This window comes from Pantoea sp. GM01 (genome assembly GCF_000282675.1).
In the GTDB taxonomy this organism is placed as follows: domain Bacteria; phylum Pseudomonadota; class Gammaproteobacteria; order Enterobacterales; family Enterobacteriaceae; genus Pantoea; species Pantoea nemavictus.
In genome coordinates, this window is the sequence record NZ_AKIU01000025.1 from 69455 (window position 1) to 88177 (window position 18723).

At 53.7% G+C, this 18723-nt stretch carries 14 protein-coding genes; 7 read left to right on the top strand and 7 right to left on the bottom strand.

The window, feature by feature from the left end; translation table 11 throughout:
• Positions 1 to 68: 68 nt before the first annotated feature.
• A complete protein-coding gene (gene zapG, locus PMI17_RS04535) occupies positions 69 to 473 on the bottom strand; it encodes a Z-ring associated protein ZapG (RefSeq protein ID WP_007886597.1) in 405 nt (134 codons plus the stop codon).
• A gap of 190 nt (positions 474 to 663) precedes the next feature.
• Between zapG and zapE the strand changes: the two genes are divergently transcribed.
• From zapE to sspB, 5 genes are all read left to right on the top strand, one after another.
• On the top strand, positions 664 to 1791 hold the full coding sequence (zapE, locus tag PMI17_RS04540) for a cell division protein ZapE (protein ID WP_007886598.1): 1128 nt from the start codon (positions 664 to 666) through the stop codon (positions 1789 to 1791).
• A 238-nt stretch (positions 1792 to 2029) separates the two neighbouring features.
• Complete coding sequence (rplM, locus tag PMI17_RS04545) at positions 2030 to 2458, top strand: 50S ribosomal protein L13 (RefSeq protein ID WP_007886599.1); 429 nt, start codon at positions 2030 to 2032, stop codon at positions 2456 to 2458.
• A 15-nt stretch (positions 2459 to 2473) separates the two neighbouring features.
• Positions 2474 to 2866, top strand: coding sequence for a 30S ribosomal protein S9 (rpsI, locus tag PMI17_RS04550; RefSeq protein ID WP_007886600.1), 393 nt, complete (start codon positions 2474 to 2476; stop codon positions 2864 to 2866).
• Positions 2867 to 3195: 329 nt separating this feature from the next.
• Positions 3196 to 3837 (top strand): stringent starvation protein SspA, encoded by a 642-nt coding sequence (sspA, locus tag PMI17_RS04555; RefSeq protein ID WP_007886602.1) that lies wholly within the window; start codon positions 3196 to 3198, stop codon positions 3835 to 3837.
• A gap of 3 nt (positions 3838 to 3840) precedes the next feature.
• The gene (sspB, locus tag PMI17_RS04560; RefSeq protein ID WP_007886603.1) at positions 3841 to 4329 is read left to right on the top strand and encodes a ClpXP protease specificity-enhancing factor; all 489 of its coding nucleotides are present in this window, start codon (positions 3841 to 3843) and stop codon (positions 4327 to 4329) included.
• A 62-nt stretch (positions 4330 to 4391) separates the two neighbouring features.
• Here the strand turns inward: sspB and PMI17_RS04565 are convergent, their stop codons facing one another.
• Positions 4392 to 6140 (bottom strand): sulfite reductase subunit alpha, encoded by a 1749-nt coding sequence (locus tag PMI17_RS04565; protein ID WP_007886604.1) that lies wholly within the window; start codon positions 6138 to 6140, stop codon positions 4392 to 4394.
• Positions 6141 to 6209: 69 nt separating this feature from the next.
• A complete protein-coding gene (locus tag PMI17_RS04570; RefSeq protein WP_007886610.1) occupies positions 6210 to 11741 on the bottom strand; it encodes a glutamate synthase-related protein in 5532 nt (1843 codons plus the stop codon).
• Between the two features lie 899 nt (positions 11742 to 12640).
• On the opposite strand from PMI17_RS04570, the gene arcB reads away from it, so the two are divergent.
• On the top strand, positions 12641 to 14995 hold the full coding sequence (arcB, locus tag PMI17_RS04575; protein WP_007886612.1) for an aerobic respiration two-component sensor histidine kinase ArcB: 2355 nt from the start codon (positions 12641 to 12643) through the stop codon (positions 14993 to 14995).
• 877 nt (positions 14996 to 15872) lie between these two features.
• Positions 15873 to 16595: a monofunctional biosynthetic peptidoglycan transglycosylase gene (gene mtgA, locus PMI17_RS04580; protein WP_007886613.1), complete on the top strand. Its 723-nt coding sequence runs from the start codon at positions 15873 to 15875 to the stop codon at positions 16593 to 16595.
• A gap of 5 nt (positions 16596 to 16600) precedes the next feature.
• Here mtgA and npr read toward each other — a convergent pair whose 3' ends face one another.
• The 4 genes from npr to hpf all read right to left on the bottom strand — a co-directional run bounded on the left by npr (position 16601) and on the right by hpf (position 18707).
• Positions 16601 to 16873: a PTS phosphocarrier protein NPr gene (gene npr / locus PMI17_RS04585; protein WP_007886615.1), complete on the bottom strand. Its 273-nt coding sequence runs from the start codon at positions 16871 to 16873 to the stop codon at positions 16601 to 16603.
• Positions 16870 to 17724 (bottom strand): RNase adapter RapZ, encoded by an 855-nt coding sequence (rapZ, locus tag PMI17_RS04590; RefSeq protein WP_007886617.1) that lies wholly within the window; start codon positions 17722 to 17724, stop codon positions 16870 to 16872. Before rapZ ends, npr begins: the two co-directional genes overlap by 4 nt.
• Before the next feature lie 52 nt (positions 17725 to 17776).
• Entirely contained in the window at positions 17777 to 18259 is a 483-nt protein-coding gene (gene ptsN / locus PMI17_RS04595) for a PTS IIA-like nitrogen regulatory protein PtsN (RefSeq protein WP_175501705.1), read from the bottom strand.
• A gap of 160 nt (positions 18260 to 18419) precedes the next feature.
• Entirely contained in the window at positions 18420 to 18707 is a 288-nt protein-coding gene (hpf, locus tag PMI17_RS04600; protein ID WP_007886619.1) for a ribosome hibernation promoting factor, read from the bottom strand.
• Positions 18708 to 18723 lie beyond the last annotated feature (16 nt).

An 18723-nucleotide genomic window follows, 5' to 3' on the forward strand; every position in this document is an offset into this window, starting at 1 on the left:
TGTGACAGTCTTTTGGGGCAAGGGTTCGACAAACAAAAAGGGCACAGCCAAGCTGTGCCCCAAAAGGATTAATTACGCGGTGTGCGATCGCTACCCCGTAACAGGCCGGATGCGCCTTCAGAGTAATCGCGCGGCATTTGTACCGGCGCCTGATCGTTATCCGCTTCGGCTTCCGTTAACTGGTAGGCAAACGGATTTTTCTCGCCTGGCAGATTTGGCAGCAGGTCGTTTGACCCTTTCGCCATGTGCTGATACAGCTGGCGATAATCATGCGCCATGTTGTCCAGCAGCTCGGCACTGCGTGCAAAGTGGTTGGTGAGCTCCTCGCGGTAATCCGCCAGCTCAGCCTTCGATTTTTCCAGCTCATACTGCATGCTACGCTGCTCACGCAGCTTCTTGTTGCCAAAACGCATCACTACCGCGCCGACAATAATGCCAATCACTAAACCAATTAGCCCGTATTCCCAGGTCATAATGACTCCCGTGTAATTTCCGTTGTTTCGTAGGGCATTGCTTCTGCTGCAACATCAACTTCAATAGCAGCCACTATACCCAATAATCTATTGGAAGTGGAACTATCGGGCTGCATAGCATAGTGTAGAGCGGCCTAATTTTCGTCAACCGACCCGTGAATCGGACTTTTTCAGGGATTCTGAGAGAACCATGCAAACCTCATCTCCGCTTGCCCGCTATGAGCAGGCGCTGTCGCAGGGCGAATTCCGCCCGGATGACGTACAACGAGAAGCGATTACCCGCTTAGATGCCATCCAGCAAGGATTGATTGCCCGTCAGCAACACGTTGAACCGGAAGCAAAAGGTCTGTTTGGCCGCTTATCTAAGATGATCAATAAAGAGAAAAGCACCCGCGATGCGCCGGTGCGCGGCCTCTATATGTGGGGTGGCGTTGGGCGCGGTAAAACCTGGGTGATGGACCTGTTTTTTCAGTCAATTCCTGGCGATCGTAAGCTGCGTCTGCATTTCCACCGCTTTATGCTGCGTGTCCATCAGGAGCTGACGCAACTGCAGGGCCACAGCGATCCGCTATTAATTGTCGCCGATCGCTTTAAAGCGGAAACTGACATTCTCTGTTTTGATGAATTTTTTGTCTCGGACATCACCGATGCCATGCTGCTCGGCACACTAATGGAAGCGCTGTTTGCGCGCGGTATTTCGCTGGTCGCAACCTCAAATATTCCGCCGGATGAACTCTACCGCAACGGCTTGCAGCGTGCGCGTTTCCTGCCTGCCATCGAACAAATCAAGCGTCATTGCGAAGTGATGAACGTTGACGCCGGTATCGACTACCGCTTACGTACCTTAACGTCGGCACATTTGTGGAATTTCCCGCTGAGCGATGCCACGCATATCGAAATGGAGCGCATGTTCCGCGCGCTGTCAGGCAAAGCACGTGAAGATGCGCCGGTGCTGGAAATTAACCATCGGCAGATGCCGACGCTCGGCGTGCATGAAGGCGTGCTGGCGATTGATTTCCTGACGCTATGCGGCGAAGGGCGCAGCCAGCATGACTATATTGAGCTATCACGCCGTTTTCATAGCGTCTTGCTGTATGATGTGCCGGTGATGATTTATAAGACCGAAGATCAGGCGCGTCGCTTCCTTGCGCTGGTCGATGAATTCTACGAACGCCACGTGAAACTGGTGGTGGCGGCAGAAACGTCACTGTTTGAAATTTATCAGGGCACACGCTTGAAGTTTGAGTATCAACGCTGCTTGTCGCGTTTGCAGGAGATGCAAAGCGAAGAGTATTTGCGTCTGCCGCATCTGCCCTGATGACGTGGCAGAAATCGCAGGATTTAGATGCAAAAAGGTTCGATCTTTGAGTTCGACTTCTCTATAATCTTGCGACCCCACGTTACAGCATCGGTTTTCTTTCCCAAGAACTCGATGTGATCCGGTAACTCACTTGAAGGGGTGGCTTGCTGGGCAAAATGGTCGTGTGAGCCTCAATCGTTTACTTAGCGTTTGGGATTTCACCAACGTGTAACTTTTTATTTGGGTAAGCTTTTCAATGAAAACTTTTACAGCTAAACCAGAAACCGTACAGCGTGACTGGTATGTTGTTGACGCAACGGGCAAAACCTTGGGTCGCCTGGCGACTGAACTGGCGCGCCGTCTGCGTGGTAAGCACAAAGCGGAATACACTCCGCACGTTGATACCGGTGATTACATCATCGTTCTGAACGCAGAAAAAGTTGCTGTAACCGGCAACAAGCGTACTGACAAGATTTACTATCACCACACTGGCCACATCGGTGGTATCAAGCAAGCGACCTTTGCAGAGATGATCGAGCGCCGTCCTGAGCGTGTGATTGAAATCGCGGTTAAAGGCATGCTGCCGAAAGGCCCACTGGGTCGTGCTATGTACCGTAAACTGAAAGTTTACGCAGGCAACGAGCACAACCACGCGGCGCAGCAACCGCAAGTTCTTGACATTTAATCGGGATTATAGGCAATGGCTGAAACTCAAAACTACGGCACTGGTCGCCGCAAAAGCTCTGCCGCTCGCGTCTTCATCAAGCCGGGTAGCGGTAACATCGTAATTAACCAGCGCTCTTTGGAGCAGTATTTCGGTCGCGAGACTGCACGCATGGTCGTGCGTCAGCCGCTGGAACTGGTTGATATGGTTGGTAAATTTGACCTGTACATCACCGTTAAAGGTGGTGGTATTTCTGGTCAGGCTGGTGCGATCCGTCACGGTATCACACGCGCTCTGATGGAGTACGACGAGTCTCTGCGTTCTGAACTGCGTAAAGCGGGCTTCGTTACCCGTGATGCGCGTGAAGTTGAACGTAAGAAAGTCGGCCTGCGTAAAGCACGTCGTCGTCCGCAGTTCTCCAAGCGTTAATTGTTTGCTGCTTCGGCAGCGGCAGTTGGCTCAAAAAACCCGCTTCGGCGGGTTTTTTATTATCTGTATTTATGATTTTTTCCCACAAAAAACGCGAGCTTTACCCGCATTTTGCCCGCAAATCATCATGCCCGCCCCACAAGCTGCTTAAAATCTGGTAAACTCACTGTCACTTTGCGCCTGCGAGACGCAGCGTTGTGCTTGTCGTTCCTGTCCGGAAGACCGGGCGATGCTTTTAACGCTGACGGTAGGCGAATCTGATGAGCCGGTGAGTCGCCGCGTGGTTGGCTATTCGCAGTATCTTTTTGTGAACAAACTTGGAGGTTTTCATGGCTGTCGCTGCCAACAAACGTTCGGTAATGACGCTGTTTTCTGGTCCGACTGACATTTTCAGCCATCAGGTACGTATTGTACTGGCTGAGAAGGGCGTCAGCGTGGAGATCGAGCAGGTTGAAACGGATAACCTGCCGCAGGATCTGATTGACCTCAACCCGTATCGCACCGTACCTACGCTGGTCGACCGTGAACTGACGCTGTATGAATCACGCATCATCATGGAATACCTCGATGAGCGTTTCCCGCATCCTCCGCTGATGCCGGTTTACCCGGTGGCACGTGGTGAAAGCCGTCTGATGATGCACCGCATCGAGCAGGATTGGTATAGCCTGATGCGCACCATCGAAACCACCAACGGTGCAGAAGCCGATGCAGCGCGTAAGCAACTGCGTGAAGAGCTGCTGGCCATTGCGCCACTGTTCGCACGCACGCCATTCTTCATGAGTGAAGAGTTCAGTCTGGTGGATTGCTATCTGGCACCGCTGTTATGGCGTCTGCCGCAGATGGGTGTTGATCTGTCTGGCGCGGGTTCTAAAGAGCTGAAAGGCTACATGACACGTGTGTTTGAGCGTGACTCTTTCCTTGCGTCACTGACGGAAGCAGAACGTGAAATGCGCCTGCAAGCTCGGGGCTAACGTATGGAAATGTCGCAACTAACGGCGCGTCGTCCCTATCTGCTGCGAGCGTTCTATGACTGGTTGCTTGATAACCAGCTGACGCCGCACCTGGTGGTCGACATCAATCTGCCTGGTGTGCAGGTGCCGCTGGAGTATGCGCGTGATGGACAGATCGTTCTGAACATCGCGCCGCGTGCGGTTGGCAATCTTGACCTCGCCAATGATGAAGTGCGTTTTAATGCGCGTTTCGGCGGTGTACCGCGTCAGGTTTCTGTGCCGATGGCTGCGGTTCTGGCGATTTATGCCCGTGAAAACGGCGCTGGTACCATGTTTGAACCGGAACCGGCCTATGAGCTGGCGACGGACGAACAAGACGCTGGCGGTCAGGAAGAGACGATGATGTCTGTGATTGATGGCGATCGTCCGGACGATGCGACTGACGACGATCACTCGCCAGATGATGAGCCGCCACCGCGTGGCGGACGACCTTCACTACGTGTAGTGAAGTAATACGTCTGAGAGTGAGAAATAAAAAACGGGCCGATTGGCCCGTTTTTTTATGCCTGTGCGTCTTAGTAGACGTCGCGCAGATAGCGTTTGTCTTTCTTCAGTTGATCGATGTAAGCCGCAGCACGTTCGCTGGACAAGCCACCGAACTGACGAACCACTTCATACAGCGCAGCATCCACATCTTTCGCCATACGCGAGGCATCGCCACATACGTAGAAGTAGGCGCCATCCTGTAGCCAGGCATACAGCTCAGCGCCTTTCTCTAGCATGCGGTTCTGCACGTAAATCTTCTCTTCCTGATCGCGCGAGAAGGCCAGATCGAGATTAGTCAGCAGACCTTTCTCCTGCCATGCCTGCAACTCATCTTCATAGATGTAATCATGTGCCTGATGCTGGTCACCAAAGAACAGCCAGTTTTTGCCTTCAGCGCCGGTTGCCTGGCGCTCCTGCAGGAAGGCGCGGAACGGAGCGATACCCGTTCCCGGGCCAACCATGATCAGCGGCGCATTGCCGTTTGCTGGCACGCGGAACGCTTTGTTAGGCGAAATGAAGATCGCTGGCTTTTCGCCACGACGTACACGTTCAGCCAGGTAGGTTGAACACACGCCTTTACGCTCGCGGCCGCCGCTGTGATAGCGCACGGAAGCGATGGTCAGATGCACCTGATTAGGGTGCGCTTTCGAGCTCGACGAGATGGAGTACGCGCGGTGCTGCAATGGACGCAGCATGGCAACCAATTCCGGCACTGACAGGCTGCGCGTCAGCTCAAGCTGCAGCAGATCCAGCGTATCTTTGCCCCACAGCCAAACGGCAAGGGTATCTTTATCGTCGTGCTGCAATACGTGACGTAGTTCCTGGTTGGTGGTGTGCTGTCCAACCCACTCAATCAGTTTGCGTGATGGCTCAGAGATTTCGAACTGATACGTCAGCAGATCGCCGAGGTTACGGTCAAAGCCTGGCACCGGCGTCTCATAGTCCGCTTTCAGTTCGGCCAGCAGCAGTGACACCAACGCTGCGTCATTCACGGGGATCACACCCAGCGCGTCGCCCGCTTCATATTTCAGACCGCTGTCGCTGAGATCGAATTCAAAGTGGCGAATATCTTTTGCCGACTCTTCTGCTGAGAGACGCTTGTTCGTTGCCAGCGCAGCTGCATAGGGATTTTGCTTATTGCTGCCCGGAATCACCGGCGCTTCTGGCGCACTTTCCAGCGCGGTACCGCTGCTGCCAGCGCTGGCAGCAAACTGTGGCATTGCCGTGCCGATCCACTCGCTGGATGGCTCTTCAAAGTCGATATCGCAGTCGATACGATCGGCAACACGTTTCGCGCCGAGCTGCTCGAGACGCATATCGATGAATTTACCTGCCTGGCAGAAACCGTCGTAGCCGGTGTCGCCAATTGCCAGGACCGCAAAGTGCATCTGCTCCAGACGTGGCGCGGTGCTGGCTGAAATCGCCTGCCAAAACAGCTGGGCGTTATCCGGCATTTCGCCTTCGCCGTAGGTTGAGGTAACGATCAGCACGTGACGCATAGTGGCGAACACATCCAGATCCACCTCACCCAGCGCCTGTACCACCGGCACCAGACCTTTGGCACGAGCGGCCTTGGCAGCCGTTTGTGACAGCGCTTCAGCATTACCGGTCTGTGAACCGAACAGGATATGCAGTTGCGTATTGGCACCTGCGGCCGGCGCGCTCTGCTTGTCTTCTAATACCAGCAGGCGCGAATGGAGACCGGCGAGAAAGCCCGCCAGCCAGTATTTCTGCTCACCGTTAAACGGTGCATCTTCAGGAATGTAAGGAATTTTCATCGGTACGACACTCAATTCTGTTCAATCAAAATATAAAGTCTAAATTACACATGTTCAGTAACGCTGTAATCAGGAAAGTTTCCCGACCGCAGCAGCGATTTCTGGCAATGCAGCACGGGCAAACAGCTCTTCAAAATCAGGGAGATGGCCAAGGACTTCACGGTTGCAGGCATCCTGATAAATGATCCAGCCGTAAGTCGCCAGGCTATCCATGGAGCGAATGTTACGTTGCGTCAATGCCGCTTTGTAATCGGCCATACGTTTCGCGGCGATCAGGCTGGCCAGCTCGTCATCGCTGTAGCTCTCAATCGCGGAGCGCGCGTGACGTTGCAGCTTGCTAATCAGCGTGAAATCTTCGGTCATCAGCAGATTACGTACCGCTTTCTCGACCGCTGCATCCTCCACCGCGGTGCCTTTCGGCAGCTTGCCCAGCGCCAGCTGCTGCGCAAGGCTGAGAACGGTGTAGTTGTTCAGCAGCACAAACATCTCCAGCGTGTCGGTCGCGCCGTAAGCCGGTACTGCGCCGTTGGCAATGGTTTTACCGTCACGCCAGGCGGATTTGAACTTCGCTACCTGATGCGCAGCCAGCGACGTCGACAGCTCTTCGAGCAGATCTTTGCGCGATTTGGCCTTCAGAATCTCGGTGCCATCCTGATACAGCAACAGCGAACGCGGCATCACGTAAACAAAGTGGTGGCACTCGGTTTCCCAGTTATCTAGCAGCCATGCCGCGCGTGGGGATTGGGTCGCTTCCAGATGCCAGTTCAGCATGGTCAGCACCGCTTGTTTATGCACCTGCGCCATTTCATCTTCATCGGCGATGGAGCCAAACAGTACTGAATCACCCGCTGCGTGTGCCGCCAGCGATCCATACGGGTCGTATTGGTAAGCGAAACCGCCGCTCATGCCGTTGCCGAAGCCTTTACCGAAGGTGCCAAGGTTGAGGATGGCGCCGTTGGTCATGTATTCGCAGCAGAAGTCGCCGACGCCTTCCACTACCGCGGTTGCGCCAGAGTTACGCACCGCGAAGCGGTCACCCGCCTGGCCCTGAACAAACAAACGACCACCGGTAGCACCAAACAGGGCGAAGTTACCGATCAGCACGTTGCCGTCGCTATCCTGTGCGCCGCCGCCCGGTGACATCACCACCAGCTCGCCGCCGCATTGGCCTTTACCGACGCCATCGTTACAGGTGCCGTAATGTTTCATCTGCATGCCGTCGTTGCAGAATGCGCCGAACGACTGGCCGGCAGAACCGCTGGTGTTGATCAGCACGGTGGCTGGCGCCAGATAGTGACGACCGCGATCGTCTTTCAGCACCGCTGGCAATGCTGCCAGTTGCTCTTTCGAGAGTTCATGGTTCAGCATGCGTTCGATATCGATCGCCAACTGGCCACCCACGCTCTTGTTACGGTTGTTCAGCGTGATGCCGGCGCCCAGCGCGATTTCACGGCTTGCCTCGCCAACCAGCTGGGTTTTCAGTTCGTTGACCCAGCCATCATCCAGTTCAAAGTCTTTTTCCAGATAGACCGGCTTAGCAATTTTCTGCTCTGGCACCACGGTTAACATCGCGCGCAGATCCAGTTTGCCGACTTCCAGCGGGTGATCCATCAAGTGCAGCAGATCCGAACGGCCACGCGCTTCACGCAGTGAACGCAGACCAAGGCGGGCAAGGAACTCACGCACTTCTTGCGCCACGTTGATGAAGTACTGCGCCAGCTGACGTGGATCGCCATCAAAGGCTTCGGCGTTAGTGGTTAAACCGGCCGGGCATTTGACGTTACAGTTTTTCGCCATCACGCACTTCAACATCATCAGCGCGGTGGTGCCGAATTCGAAGCTGTCGCCACCGAGCAGAGCAGATTTGATGACATCGCTGCCGGTCTGCTGCGCGCCGGAGCAGCGCAGCTGTACTTTGTCGCGCAGGCCATTGGCACACAGCGCCTGGTGTACTTCGGCGATACCGATTTCTGCCACGCGGCCGGTATATTTCAGGCTGGTAACCGATGCTGCACCGGTACCGCCGGTGTTACCCGCGACGTTAATCACATCGGCGCCGGCTTTTGCCACGCCGACGGCGATAGTGCCGATGCCTTCAGATGAAACCAGTTTTACAATGACGCGCACGCGCGCGGCTTTGCAATCGTGGATCAACTGAGCCAAATCTTCGATCGAATAAGTATCATGGTGCGGTGGCGGTGAAACCAGCTCAACGCCCGGCGTACCGCCACGCGCTGCCGCAATCTCAACGGTCACTTTCGGTGCTGGCAGCTGACCGCCTTCACCTGGCTTCGCGCCCTGACCGATTTTGATCTCCAGCTCTTCCAGCATTGGGTCAGCCAGATAAGCCGCCCACACGCCGAAGCGACCTGATGCCAGCTGTTTAATGCGTGACGCGCGGATGGTGCCGTGACGTGAATAGTGCTCGCCACCTTCACCACAGTTACTCATGCCGCCAACCATGTTAGTGCCGTGTGCAACCGCTTCGTGCGCCGGCGCCACCAGCGCTCCGTGGCTCATCGCGCCCGACGCAAAGGTGCGGGTGATTTCATGTGCCGGTTGGATCTCTTCCAGCGGCAGCGATGGCAGCGCGGTGAAGATCAGTGACAGATAATCCGCGGCTTTGCCGTAAGCGGTGATGTGCAATACACCATCAGCCACATTGCTGCTTTCGATATCATCGATAAAGCGGGTTTTCAGTGCACGTGACAGCGCTTCCAGACGCTCATTCTCTGGCTTCAGGCCAGCAATCGCATCAATCAGGCGCAGCTCAAACTGGTTCAGGCTGCCGTTCACCGCTTCGCATTGCAGACCACGCGTAGCGAAGCCGTTGTTGACCAGCGAGTAGCGGCCCAGCTTGCGACCGAATTCGGCTTCGCTATCCACGTGCGTTAAATCGCACGGTAGCGCGAGGATGTCACGTAGCGCCGCAGGACGACGTTTACGTTCAGCGTGCATCAGGCCGGAGAACTGACGGTAATCTGGTGTGATGGCAAAGGTGTCGATCACATCATTCGGGATGCGCTCGAAGCTGCTGTCTTTAAAGGCTTCCGCTTTGATATTGAAAGCGTTATCCAGCTTGGCCAGCGTCATCAAACGAATAAAGTTGTCCTCTTCGCGCTCTTTGTTAGCAAAGCGAATCGGTTGTTCCGTCATATCAATAAAGGTACGTACCGCAATGGTGCCGTACGAGTGGCCAGCACCTTCAGCGCGCTCTTTGAACAGGCCGAGCAGCGGGACTTCCGCTTCGCCCTGAATTTTTAACGAACTCTGATGCCAATCAACCGCCATCTGGGCGATAGCCGGGAAGCCTGCGCCGCCGACCGGCGTTTTGATATTCGGGAAGTATTTCTTCAATACCGGATCTTCAGTATCGAGGAAGTTCGGCTCAAAGAACTCGCCGCAGCTGTAGCTCTCAACCGTACACAGGCCCACTTTGCCCATGGTTTTCATCAGCGCTTTTTCAGCGGCTTTGGCATAGCGTTTAAACGCTTTATTGCCTTCGACACCTTCACCGAACTTCTCTTCCGCACGCATCTGCACGCCGAGTGGGTAAACGGCAGAAGCACCGAAGCCCAGCGTGGCGGCGATATGGTGTGAAGAGATGCTCTGACCGCTTTCTACTACCAGCGAAACATCCAGACGCAAACCTTCCTGCACCAGACGCTGGTTGATCGCCGACACCATCAACAGCATCGGGATCGCTGCATGGGTTGAGGAGATATGACGGTCGGTAATCACGGCGATGCCGCCTTGCTGGCGTGCGAAATCCACCACCTGCTGCGCTAAGTCATCGATGGCTTTTTCCAGCGCGTTGGCGTTGGCTGCACGGCTGACGATATCTTTACCGACTACCGGCTCATACAGCATCTCGAAGCGCGCGTAAGGAGCGACGGTTTGCTCGCGCAGGCGCAGCATGTCGAGGTGCGTCAGAATCGGTGTTGGCACAATGATCTGCTGGCCCTTGCTGCGGCCAAGGTGCGGCTTAGCGCCGAGGGCAACACGTAGCGTCATGCCGTCCGCTTCACGGATGGAGTCGAGCGGCGGGTTAGTCACCTGCGCAAAGCGTTGCGAGAAGTAGTGCGCCATGCCGCCTTCATGGTCGGACAGGCCGTTGATGGCGTTGCCGTAACCCATCGCTGAGATCTTCTCAGCGCCGGTTTGCAGCATCGGGTCCATCATGAATTTGAAGCTTTCCTGGTTGTAGTAGTAAGCAACAAAACGCTGATAGGTTTGCAGGTCACCACGATAACGCAGCGGAGAACCTAACTGTTCAGCCTGGATTTCTGGCAGATCTTCCAGATCGACGCGTGCTTTGCTCAGCAGGGAGAGGTAATCCTTCTCTGCTGCCAGTTTTTCCAGCGCTTCCACGGTGGTGTAAGAGCGCTTCTCTTGGTGATCGTAATAAAGCATGCCGCCGGCTTCGATACGGCCACGACGCAGCACGCTTTCTGGTGGGAAGGCGATCTGGCCCGCTTCAGACATGGCACCGATATACTCCGCCGTTTCAACGGAACGCAGCGGACGCAGGCCAAGGCGGTCCAGACGGGCGCCAATCACTTCTCCGTTACCAAAGATTAGCGCGGCAGGGCCATCGTTCTTCTCTTCATATAATGAGAAGTACTCGAGCATGGCGCGTACTTCATTAGAGAGCGAGGTATCGTTCTCCCAGGCCGGAGGCATCATGGACACCACCGCGGTGATCAGGTCGAGATTATCTTCCATCAAACGGCTGTGGATGCTTTGGTCCAGACGCGAGCTGTCGGACTGACCTTTAGGACGGACAATTTTCTTACCGCGCGCCAGCATCAGTGCCGCTTCGGCGATACGGTTTTTACGATCGGTGTTCAGCTCGCCGTTGTGCGCCATCAGGCGGAACGGCTGAGCCATGGTGGTATGCGGATCGGTGTTGGTGGAGAAGCGGGTATGGAAGAACAGCCCGCGCACCTGATGGTCCGCATCGGTTAAATCTTTGAAGTACGGAATCACTTCGTTGGAGTTCAGGCGGGCTTTAAACACCTGCGTGCGCGAGGAGAGCGACAGCGGATACAGACCGCCGAATTCGCTTTCGGTAAAGGCACGCGCTTCGATATCCAGCAGCGCGCGATAAATCTGGCGTTCGAACTCCAGTTGTTCTGTCACTTCCTGCGGCGCAGCAAACACCCACTGCACAATTGGCAGCTGGAATGGCAGGGCGGCCGGTCGTGTTACGCTGCCGTCGAGCGGCATATCGCGTTTCACTAATACCGGGAAGTTGTGTGCCGCCAGCGTTTCTTCTACCAGACGCTCAGCATTGGCTCGCAGTTCAGCGTCTTTAGGCACAAAGAAGTTACCCACGCCAAACCGACCGGCTTCCAACGCCATGCCCGTAACCTTACGGAAGAAGTTCAGGGAGAGATCGACGTTAACACCCGCGCCATCGCCCACGCCTTCGGCAGACATGCCGCCACGGTGCGGGACCGTGCAAAGCGCGCTATGGGCCATCTGCAGGATCTCATGGGTCTGCTCGCCGTCCTTACGGGTAATGAAACCTACACCACAGCTGTCACTTCCGGCTGATGGATCATACAAACCATAGGGATTCGGTTTTTGCGTGGACATTGAGAGTCTCCTTAAACTTCTTTTGACATTACCTGCATTATTTCGCGTACTGCCGCGTTACTGAGTCAGACAACGTGGCGGTATCAATTCTTGTGCCGCTCATAAAGAGCAGGCGTCGCAACACCGAGCAAGGGCTCTCCAGACACTGTTGTCACGTCCTTAATGAGCTGCTCTTTAATCCGGTCTCTTTCGGGAGATAGCTTGCATCTAGAGGGAGTCTTCTTGCTGCATAGATATGCCGAGACACAGGCCCACAAGGAAAGCTCCCAGTGGAATTCCAACTTATCGGGAAAGCGAACTCAGGTCAAATAGCCAGCTTTGTTGAGGGTAATTGGCTTTTATGTCGCTTAACTAAATGATTAAAAAGACTTTATTGCGTAAATATATGTCAATCTCCCGCTGCGCATTCCCCCAGGAAGTGTGAGCCGTCTCACTGTGACCCAGCCCTCTGATATCTAAACAATGCTGGCAGGTATGCTTATAACAGCATTTAATTCTGCTGAGGGGGGTTCACACACAGCATGTATCTGTTTTTCTTATGGCGTCATATTTGAATCAAAATGGGGCTGCCATTAGTAAAATTAATCATGCGGGGCGTGATTAAAAAATCATTTAAGTTGAATGGGTATGCAATAAAGGCGCGCAACCATTACGACGAATGGCTGCCAGAGTGCTGATTAGCACAGGATGTTGAGAAAAGGCCCGCAAAAGCGCGGCCCTCCAGATTATTCAGTTGGCAGAATTAGTCAAGCGCTTTGCGCATATAGAGGGGAACGTCGGCGAAATGCCGCTGTGGTGCACCATTACAGGGCATAACCCGCGCGATATGGCAAGGTGAAGCGGCGCGGCGCGGCGATAAATACGCTATCATGAGCCAGATTTCGTTCAGGGAGCTCGTAATGAAACAGATTCGTCTTTTAGCGCAGTATTACGTTGATTTGATGGTCAAACTCGGCCTGGTGCGCTTTTCACTGCTATTAGCATCGGCGCTGGTGGTGCTGGCGATGGTGGTACAGATGGCGGTCACCATGGTGTTGCGCGGCCATGTTGAGAGCATCGACGTGGTGCGTTCGATCTTCTTCGGTCTGTTGATAACGCCCTGGGCAGTCTATTTTCTTTCGGTGGTGGTCGATCAACTGGAGGAGTCACGCCAGCGCCTGTCGAAACTGGTGGATAAGCTGGAAGAGATGCGCACGCGCGATCTTGAGTTGAATCAGCAGATGAAAGAGACCATCACCCAGCTTAATCAGGAAATTAACGACCGTATTAAAGCCGAACAAGCGCGTGAGCAGGTGATGGACAAGCTGCGCGAAGAGATGGCGCGGCGCGAACAGGCACAAATCGAGCTGGAACAGCAATCCTCCTTCCTGCGCTCCTTCCTGGATGCATCGCCGGACCTGGTGTTCTACCGCAATATTGATAAGCAGTTCTCCGGCTGTAACCGCGCCATGGAACTCTTAACCGGCATGAGCGAAAAGCAGCTGATCGGCCTGACGCCGCGCGATATTTACGATGATGAAGCCGCCACCAAAGTGCTGGAAACCGATGAGAAGGTGTTCCGTCACAATGTGTCGCTGACGTACGAACAGTGGCTGGAATATCCCGATGGGCGCAAAGCCTGCTTCGAGATCCGTAAAGTGCCCTATTACGACCGCGTGGGAAAACGCAGTGGCCTGATGGGCTTTGGTCGCGATATTACCGAGCGTAAGCGCTATCAGGACGCGCTGGAGAATGCCAGCCGCGAGAAGACCACCTTTATCTCTACTATTAGCCACGAGCTGCGTACGCCGCTTAATGGCATTGTTGGGCTAAGTCGCATCCTACTGGATACCGATCTCAATCAGGAGCAGCTCAAGTACCTCAAAACCATTCATGTTTCGGCCATCACGCTGGGCAACATCTTCAATGATGTCATCGAAGTGGACAAAATCGAACGCCGCAAAGTGCAGCTGGATAATCAGCCGCTGGATTTCACCGGCTTCCTTGCCGATTTGGAAAACCTCTCCGGTCTGCTGGCGCAGCCCAAAGGACTGAAGTTTGTCATGGCGCCAGAGTTGCCGTTGCCGCATAAAATCTCGGCGGATGGCACGCGCTTGCGTCAGATTCTCTGGAACCTGATTGGCAACGCGGTGAAATTCACCCAGCAGGGCGAAATTGTGGTGCGTGTTGCTTATCGCCAGGACGAAACGCTGCACTTTGAAGTGCAGGATTCCGGCATGGGCATTCCGCAGGAAGAGCAGGATAAGATCTTCGCGATGTATTACCAGGTGAAGGATCAGCATGGCGGCAAACCGGCGACGGGCACCGGTATTGGTCTGGCGGTATCGCGTCGGCTGGCACAGGCAATGGGCGGCGATATCAGCGTGAGTAGCGTTGCGGGGCAGGGTTCCTGCTTCACCGTCGAGATCAACGCGCCACGCGTCGCTGAGGAGGTTGAGGACGACAATCTGGATGACAGCATGCCATTGCCGGCGCTGCACGTACTGCTGGTGGAGGATATTGAACTCAACGTCATTGTGGCGCGTTCGGTACTGGAGAAGCTGGGCTGCAGCGTTGAAGTCGCAATGACCGGTACAGACGCGCTGGCGATGTTTGATCCGCAGGAGTTCGATCTGGTGTTGTTAGACATCCAGCTGCCGGATATGACCGGGCTCGACGTATCGCGCGCCATTCATCAGCGTCATGCTGGCACATCCTTGCCGCCGCTGGTGGCCCTGACGGCAAACGTGCTGAAAGACAAAAAAGAGTATCTCGATGCAGGCATGGATGATGTGTTGAGCAAACCGCTTGCCGTACCGGCGTTGACGGCGATGATCAAAAAGTTCTGGGATTATCAGCCGGAACAGGAGGCGTTAGTTATTGAGTCCTCAGCCGAGCAATCACGCATGCTGTTAGATGTGCCAATGCTGGAGCAATACATTGAACTGGTTGGCCCAGGATTGATTACGCAAAGTCTCACCATGTTTGAGCAGATGATGCCGGGCTATCTCGAGGTGCTGGATTCCAACATGATGGCGCGTGACCAAAAAGGCATTGCGGAAGAAGGGCACAAAATCAAAGGCGCGGCGGGTTCGGTTGGTTTACTGCATTTGCAACAGTTGGCGAAGCAGATTCAGTCGCCGGAGTTGCCAGCGTGGTGGGACAACGTACAGGAGTGGATCGACGAGCTAAAACAGGAGTGGCTGCAGGACGTGAACGTGTTACGTGAGTGGGTTGCGGAGCGGGAAAAAGTACAGGACGTTAGAAAAAAATGACCCCAGTCGAAACTGGGGTGCGCGAATACTGCGCCAACACCAGGGAAATCGGTACTGCTGCTATTATTAGAGGTCGAATAAAAAAGCAACAGTTTGGTATTGGTTAACGCTTCAAAATCACCTTAACAAATTCGCCAATGCTTGCGACAAGATTCATTAAATTGTGTGATGTTGAGCAGCGATTAAATACAGAAAACATTAATTTGCTGACACAGTCAAGCAAGGAATTAATTTCTTTGCCATATTGCACCTTTTTTGACCAATTAATCTGTTTTTTGCCTGGTTTTGCTTCACTCGACAGCAGGAAAAGGCCGGCAGATGCGGCGAAAAACTCAATCGGGCGAAAAATTGAAGTTAAGTAAGTTTAACGTGCTGATATTAAATAGTAAATTTCCATTTCCCGCTGGGTTATCCAAAACGTTTTGGAAACCATCAGCAGAAAGTTCCAGTTTCCAGTTTAATGAATTATGTAAACCAAACGTGCGATATATCGCTTTACCATTACTGCGCCAGAATGTGCACAGGATGGCACCAATTCAGCGGTGTTTTTCAGAATGGTCTTGCTCAACAATGAGCATCTTCGAACACTACTAAAAATTATAGTTAAGCTTTGTGAAAGATTTTACGTGAGCGATATCACATTTAGTTAAGTGTGCAAGCCTGCAGCACCTGCCCGGTGTAACGCGATGGAACCGATTCCTTTTTAATGGAAGTGCTTGATGTGATTGGCTCTAATAGAGGAACGTTGGTTGCTTAGGCAACAATTAACCCTCATGGCATTGGGTGTATGTGGATAAATTTTGGTGGTGAGACGCGAGTGTTCGCTATCATGACTTGGGTGATTGATTAATACAGGGAACAGGTAAGAGAAAATTGCATGAGTAAGAGTAAAGGGACGCTGGGAAAACGAATTAAACTGCTGATTGCAAAAGTACTGCTCGCCTGGCTTGGCATCTGGCTAGCGGGCATTTTGTTGTTTGCATTTTTACCTGTGCCGTTCTCCGCGGTGATGGTCGAGCGGCAGATTGGTGCCTGGTTCAATGGGCGCTTTGATTATGTCGCGCACTCGGATTGGGTCGGCATGGATGAGATTTCACCGTGGATGGCCCTGGCAGTGATTGCTTCGGAAGATCAAAAGTTTCCTGAGCATTGGGGTTTTGACGTCGATGCCATCCAGTCAGTGCTGGATAACGAGGGTAAAGAGCGCATGCGCGGCGCATCAACTTTGTCACAGCAGACGGCGAAAAATCTGTTTCTCTGGGATGGGCGTAGCTGGATGCGCAAAGGGCTGGAAGCGGGGTTAACGGTGGGAATTGAAACCGTCTGGACTAAGCGTCGCATCCTGACGGTTTATCTGAATATTGCTGAATTCGGCGACGGCGTGTTTGGAGTCGAAGAGGCTTCCCAGCGCTACTTCCATAAACCCGCCAGCCGCCTGACGATGTCGGAAGCGGCGTTATTAGCGGCGGTATTGCCCAATCCGATCCGTTTCCGCGCCGATGCGCCCTCAGGCTACACTCGCCAGCGTCAGCAATGGATTATGCGTCAGATGCGGCAGTTGGGCGGAGAGGGCTTCCTGAATCGTTACAAGCTGCACTAAAACGTTCAGTCTTCGTCGAAGCCCGCTTCAAACAGTTCAATAACCGCTGCCAGTGCCTGCACTTCCTGCGGACCACTGGCTTCGATTTCAATATGGCCGCCTTTGGCTGAGTCGAGCATCAGCAGCGCAATCACGCTGCTGGCTTCGGCTTCAGTGCCGGACTCATTGCGCAACAGCACTTCCGCATCAAAGCTCTGCACCAGCTCAAACAGCTTCATTGCCGGGCGCGCGTGCATGCCCAGTTTGTTTCGAATCTCAACGGTTTGCTTCACGCTCATGATTTACGTTTTTCCAGAGTGCGATGACGAGACTGCACGTTTTTGCCGCGTGAGCGGAAATAATCTGCCAGTTGTTCAGCGATATACACTGAGCGATGCTTCCCGCCGGTACAACCAATGGCGACGGTCAGATAGCTACGATTATTGGTTTCCAGCATCGGCAGCCACATTTCCAGATAGCTGCGCGTTTGATAGATGAAATTATGCACTTCAGTGTGACGATCAAGGAACGCCGCTACTGGACGATCCAGACCGGTCATCGGACGCAGTTTGGGATCCCAGTGTGGGTTCGGCAGGAAGCGCACGTCGAAAACATAATCAGCGTCGATCGGAATGCCGTGCTTAAAGCCGAACGACTCAAACACCATGGTCAGCTCACGCTCACGTTTGCCTAGCAGACGCGTGCGCAGCATTTCTGCCAGCTCATGGACTGACATTTCTGATGTATCAATAATCAGGTCCGCGCGCGATCGCAGTGGCTCCAGCAGATCGTTCTCTTCATCAATGGCGCTTTCCAGCGACAAATTTTTGCTTGAAAGCGGATGCAAGCGACGTGTATCGCTGTAGCGACGGATCAGTGTATTGCGATCGGCATCAAGAAAAAGTAGCTGCGGCGAGAAGGTGTCGGGCAAATTATTGAGCGCGGCTTCGAACACTTCCGGCGATTCAGGCATGTTACGCACGTCAATGCTAACCGCCGCAGAGATGTTGCGTTCAGTTAAGGTATTCGCCAACTCTGGCAACAGCACGACCGGCAGGTTATCAACACAGTAAAAACCCATGTCCTCAAGGGCACGCAGCGCAACTGACTTTCCTGAGCCTGAACGACCGCTAACGATCATCAGCACCATCACATTTCTCCCGTTTTAAACCGGCGAAGACGCCGGTAAAAGTATTTGTCGCTTAAGAGTGTGCTTCCTGAGCTTCTGTGATAATGGCGTAGAGCTCTTCGTCGCTTTGTGCCGCGCGTAAACGACGGCAGACGGTTTTATCCGCCAGACGCTTGGCGACAAGCGAAAGCGTATGCAAGTGGGTTTTGCACTGGTCCGCGGGGACCAGCAGAGCAAACAGGAGATCAACCGGCTGGTTATCAACCGCATCAAAGGCGATAGGCTGATCAAGGCTGATAAATACGCCTACAGCGCGTAACGTGTCCTCCTCCAGCTTGCCGTGTGGAATGGCGATGCCGTTGCCAATGCCGGTACTGCCCATACGTTCGCGGGTGAGGATTGCTTCGAAAAGCGTCTGGTGCGGCAGATTGAGCTGCTTCGCTGCCAGCTCGCTGATAATTTCCAGCGCGCGTTTTTTACTCTGGCAGTGTACGCCGCTACGGGTACAGTCCAGGGAAAGGACCGAGCTCAATTCCAGTGTTAGATCGTTGTTCATCATCGTTTCACTTGCGAGTTCACATAGCCGCAAGGAGCAGACAATGGGTTTCATTGCCCTGCGCCCGTTGGCGCTTGCGCAGATGACAAAACGGGGCGGTTAAATCCGCCCCATCCTGGCTCTAAGTGCCGAATCAGTCAGCACTCTGCAAGCGTGAAGGTTAGTGTTTTTTCAGTTTGTCTTTATGTTTGGTCAGCTGACGGGAGAGCTTATCGATTAACCCGTCGATGGCCGCGTACATGTCTTCCGCTTCCGATGTGGCGTGCAGCTCCCCGCCGTTGACGTGCAGTGTTGCATCCGCAATCTGCGTTACCTTCTCTACTTTTAGAACAATATAAACCTGATTGATACGATCAAAATAGTGTTCCAGTTTGGCAAATTTGCTATTTACAAATTCACGCAGAGGTTCGGTAATTTCAACATTATGTCCGGTAAGGTTTAGCTGCATAGGTCTTCCTTCTTCG

Coding starts and splice junctions, on each gene's coding strand:
- zapG (WP_007886597.1), bottom strand. CDS start 473: ATGACCTGGGAATACGGGCTAATTGGTTTAGTGATTGGCATTATTGTC.
- zapE (WP_007886598.1), top strand. CDS start 664: ATGCAAACCTCATCTCCGCTTGCCCGCTATGAGCAGGCGCTGTCGCAG.
- rplM (WP_007886599.1), top strand. CDS start 2,030: ATGAAAACTTTTACAGCTAAACCAGAAACCGTACAGCGTGACTGGTAT.
- rpsI (WP_007886600.1), top strand. CDS start 2,474: ATGGCTGAAACTCAAAACTACGGCACTGGTCGCCGCAAAAGCTCTGCC.
- sspA (WP_007886602.1), top strand. CDS start 3,196: ATGGCTGTCGCTGCCAACAAACGTTCGGTAATGACGCTGTTTTCTGGT.
- sspB (WP_007886603.1), top strand. CDS start 3,841: ATGGAAATGTCGCAACTAACGGCGCGTCGTCCCTATCTGCTGCGAGCG.
- PMI17_RS04565 (WP_007886604.1), bottom strand. CDS start 6,140: ATGAAAATTCCTTACATTCCTGAAGATGCACCGTTTAACGGTGAGCAG.
- PMI17_RS04570 (WP_007886610.1), bottom strand. CDS start 11,741: ATGTCCACGCAAAAACCGAATCCCTATGGTTTGTATGATCCATCAGCC.
- arcB (WP_007886612.1), top strand. CDS start 12,641: ATGAAACAGATTCGTCTTTTAGCGCAGTATTACGTTGATTTGATGGTC.
- mtgA (WP_007886613.1), top strand. CDS start 15,873: ATGAGTAAGAGTAAAGGGACGCTGGGAAAACGAATTAAACTGCTGATT.
- npr (WP_007886615.1), bottom strand. CDS start 16,873: ATGAGCGTGAAGCAAACCGTTGAGATTCGAAACAAACTGGGCATGCAC.
- rapZ (WP_007886617.1), bottom strand. CDS start 17,724: ATGGTGCTGATGATCGTTAGCGGTCGTTCAGGCTCAGGAAAGTCAGTT.
- ptsN (WP_175501705.1), bottom strand. CDS start 18,259: ATGAACAACGATCTAACACTGGAATTGAGCTCGGTCCTTTCCCTGGAC.
- hpf (WP_007886619.1), bottom strand. CDS start 18,707: ATGCAGCTAAACCTTACCGGACATAATGTTGAAATTACCGAACCTCTG.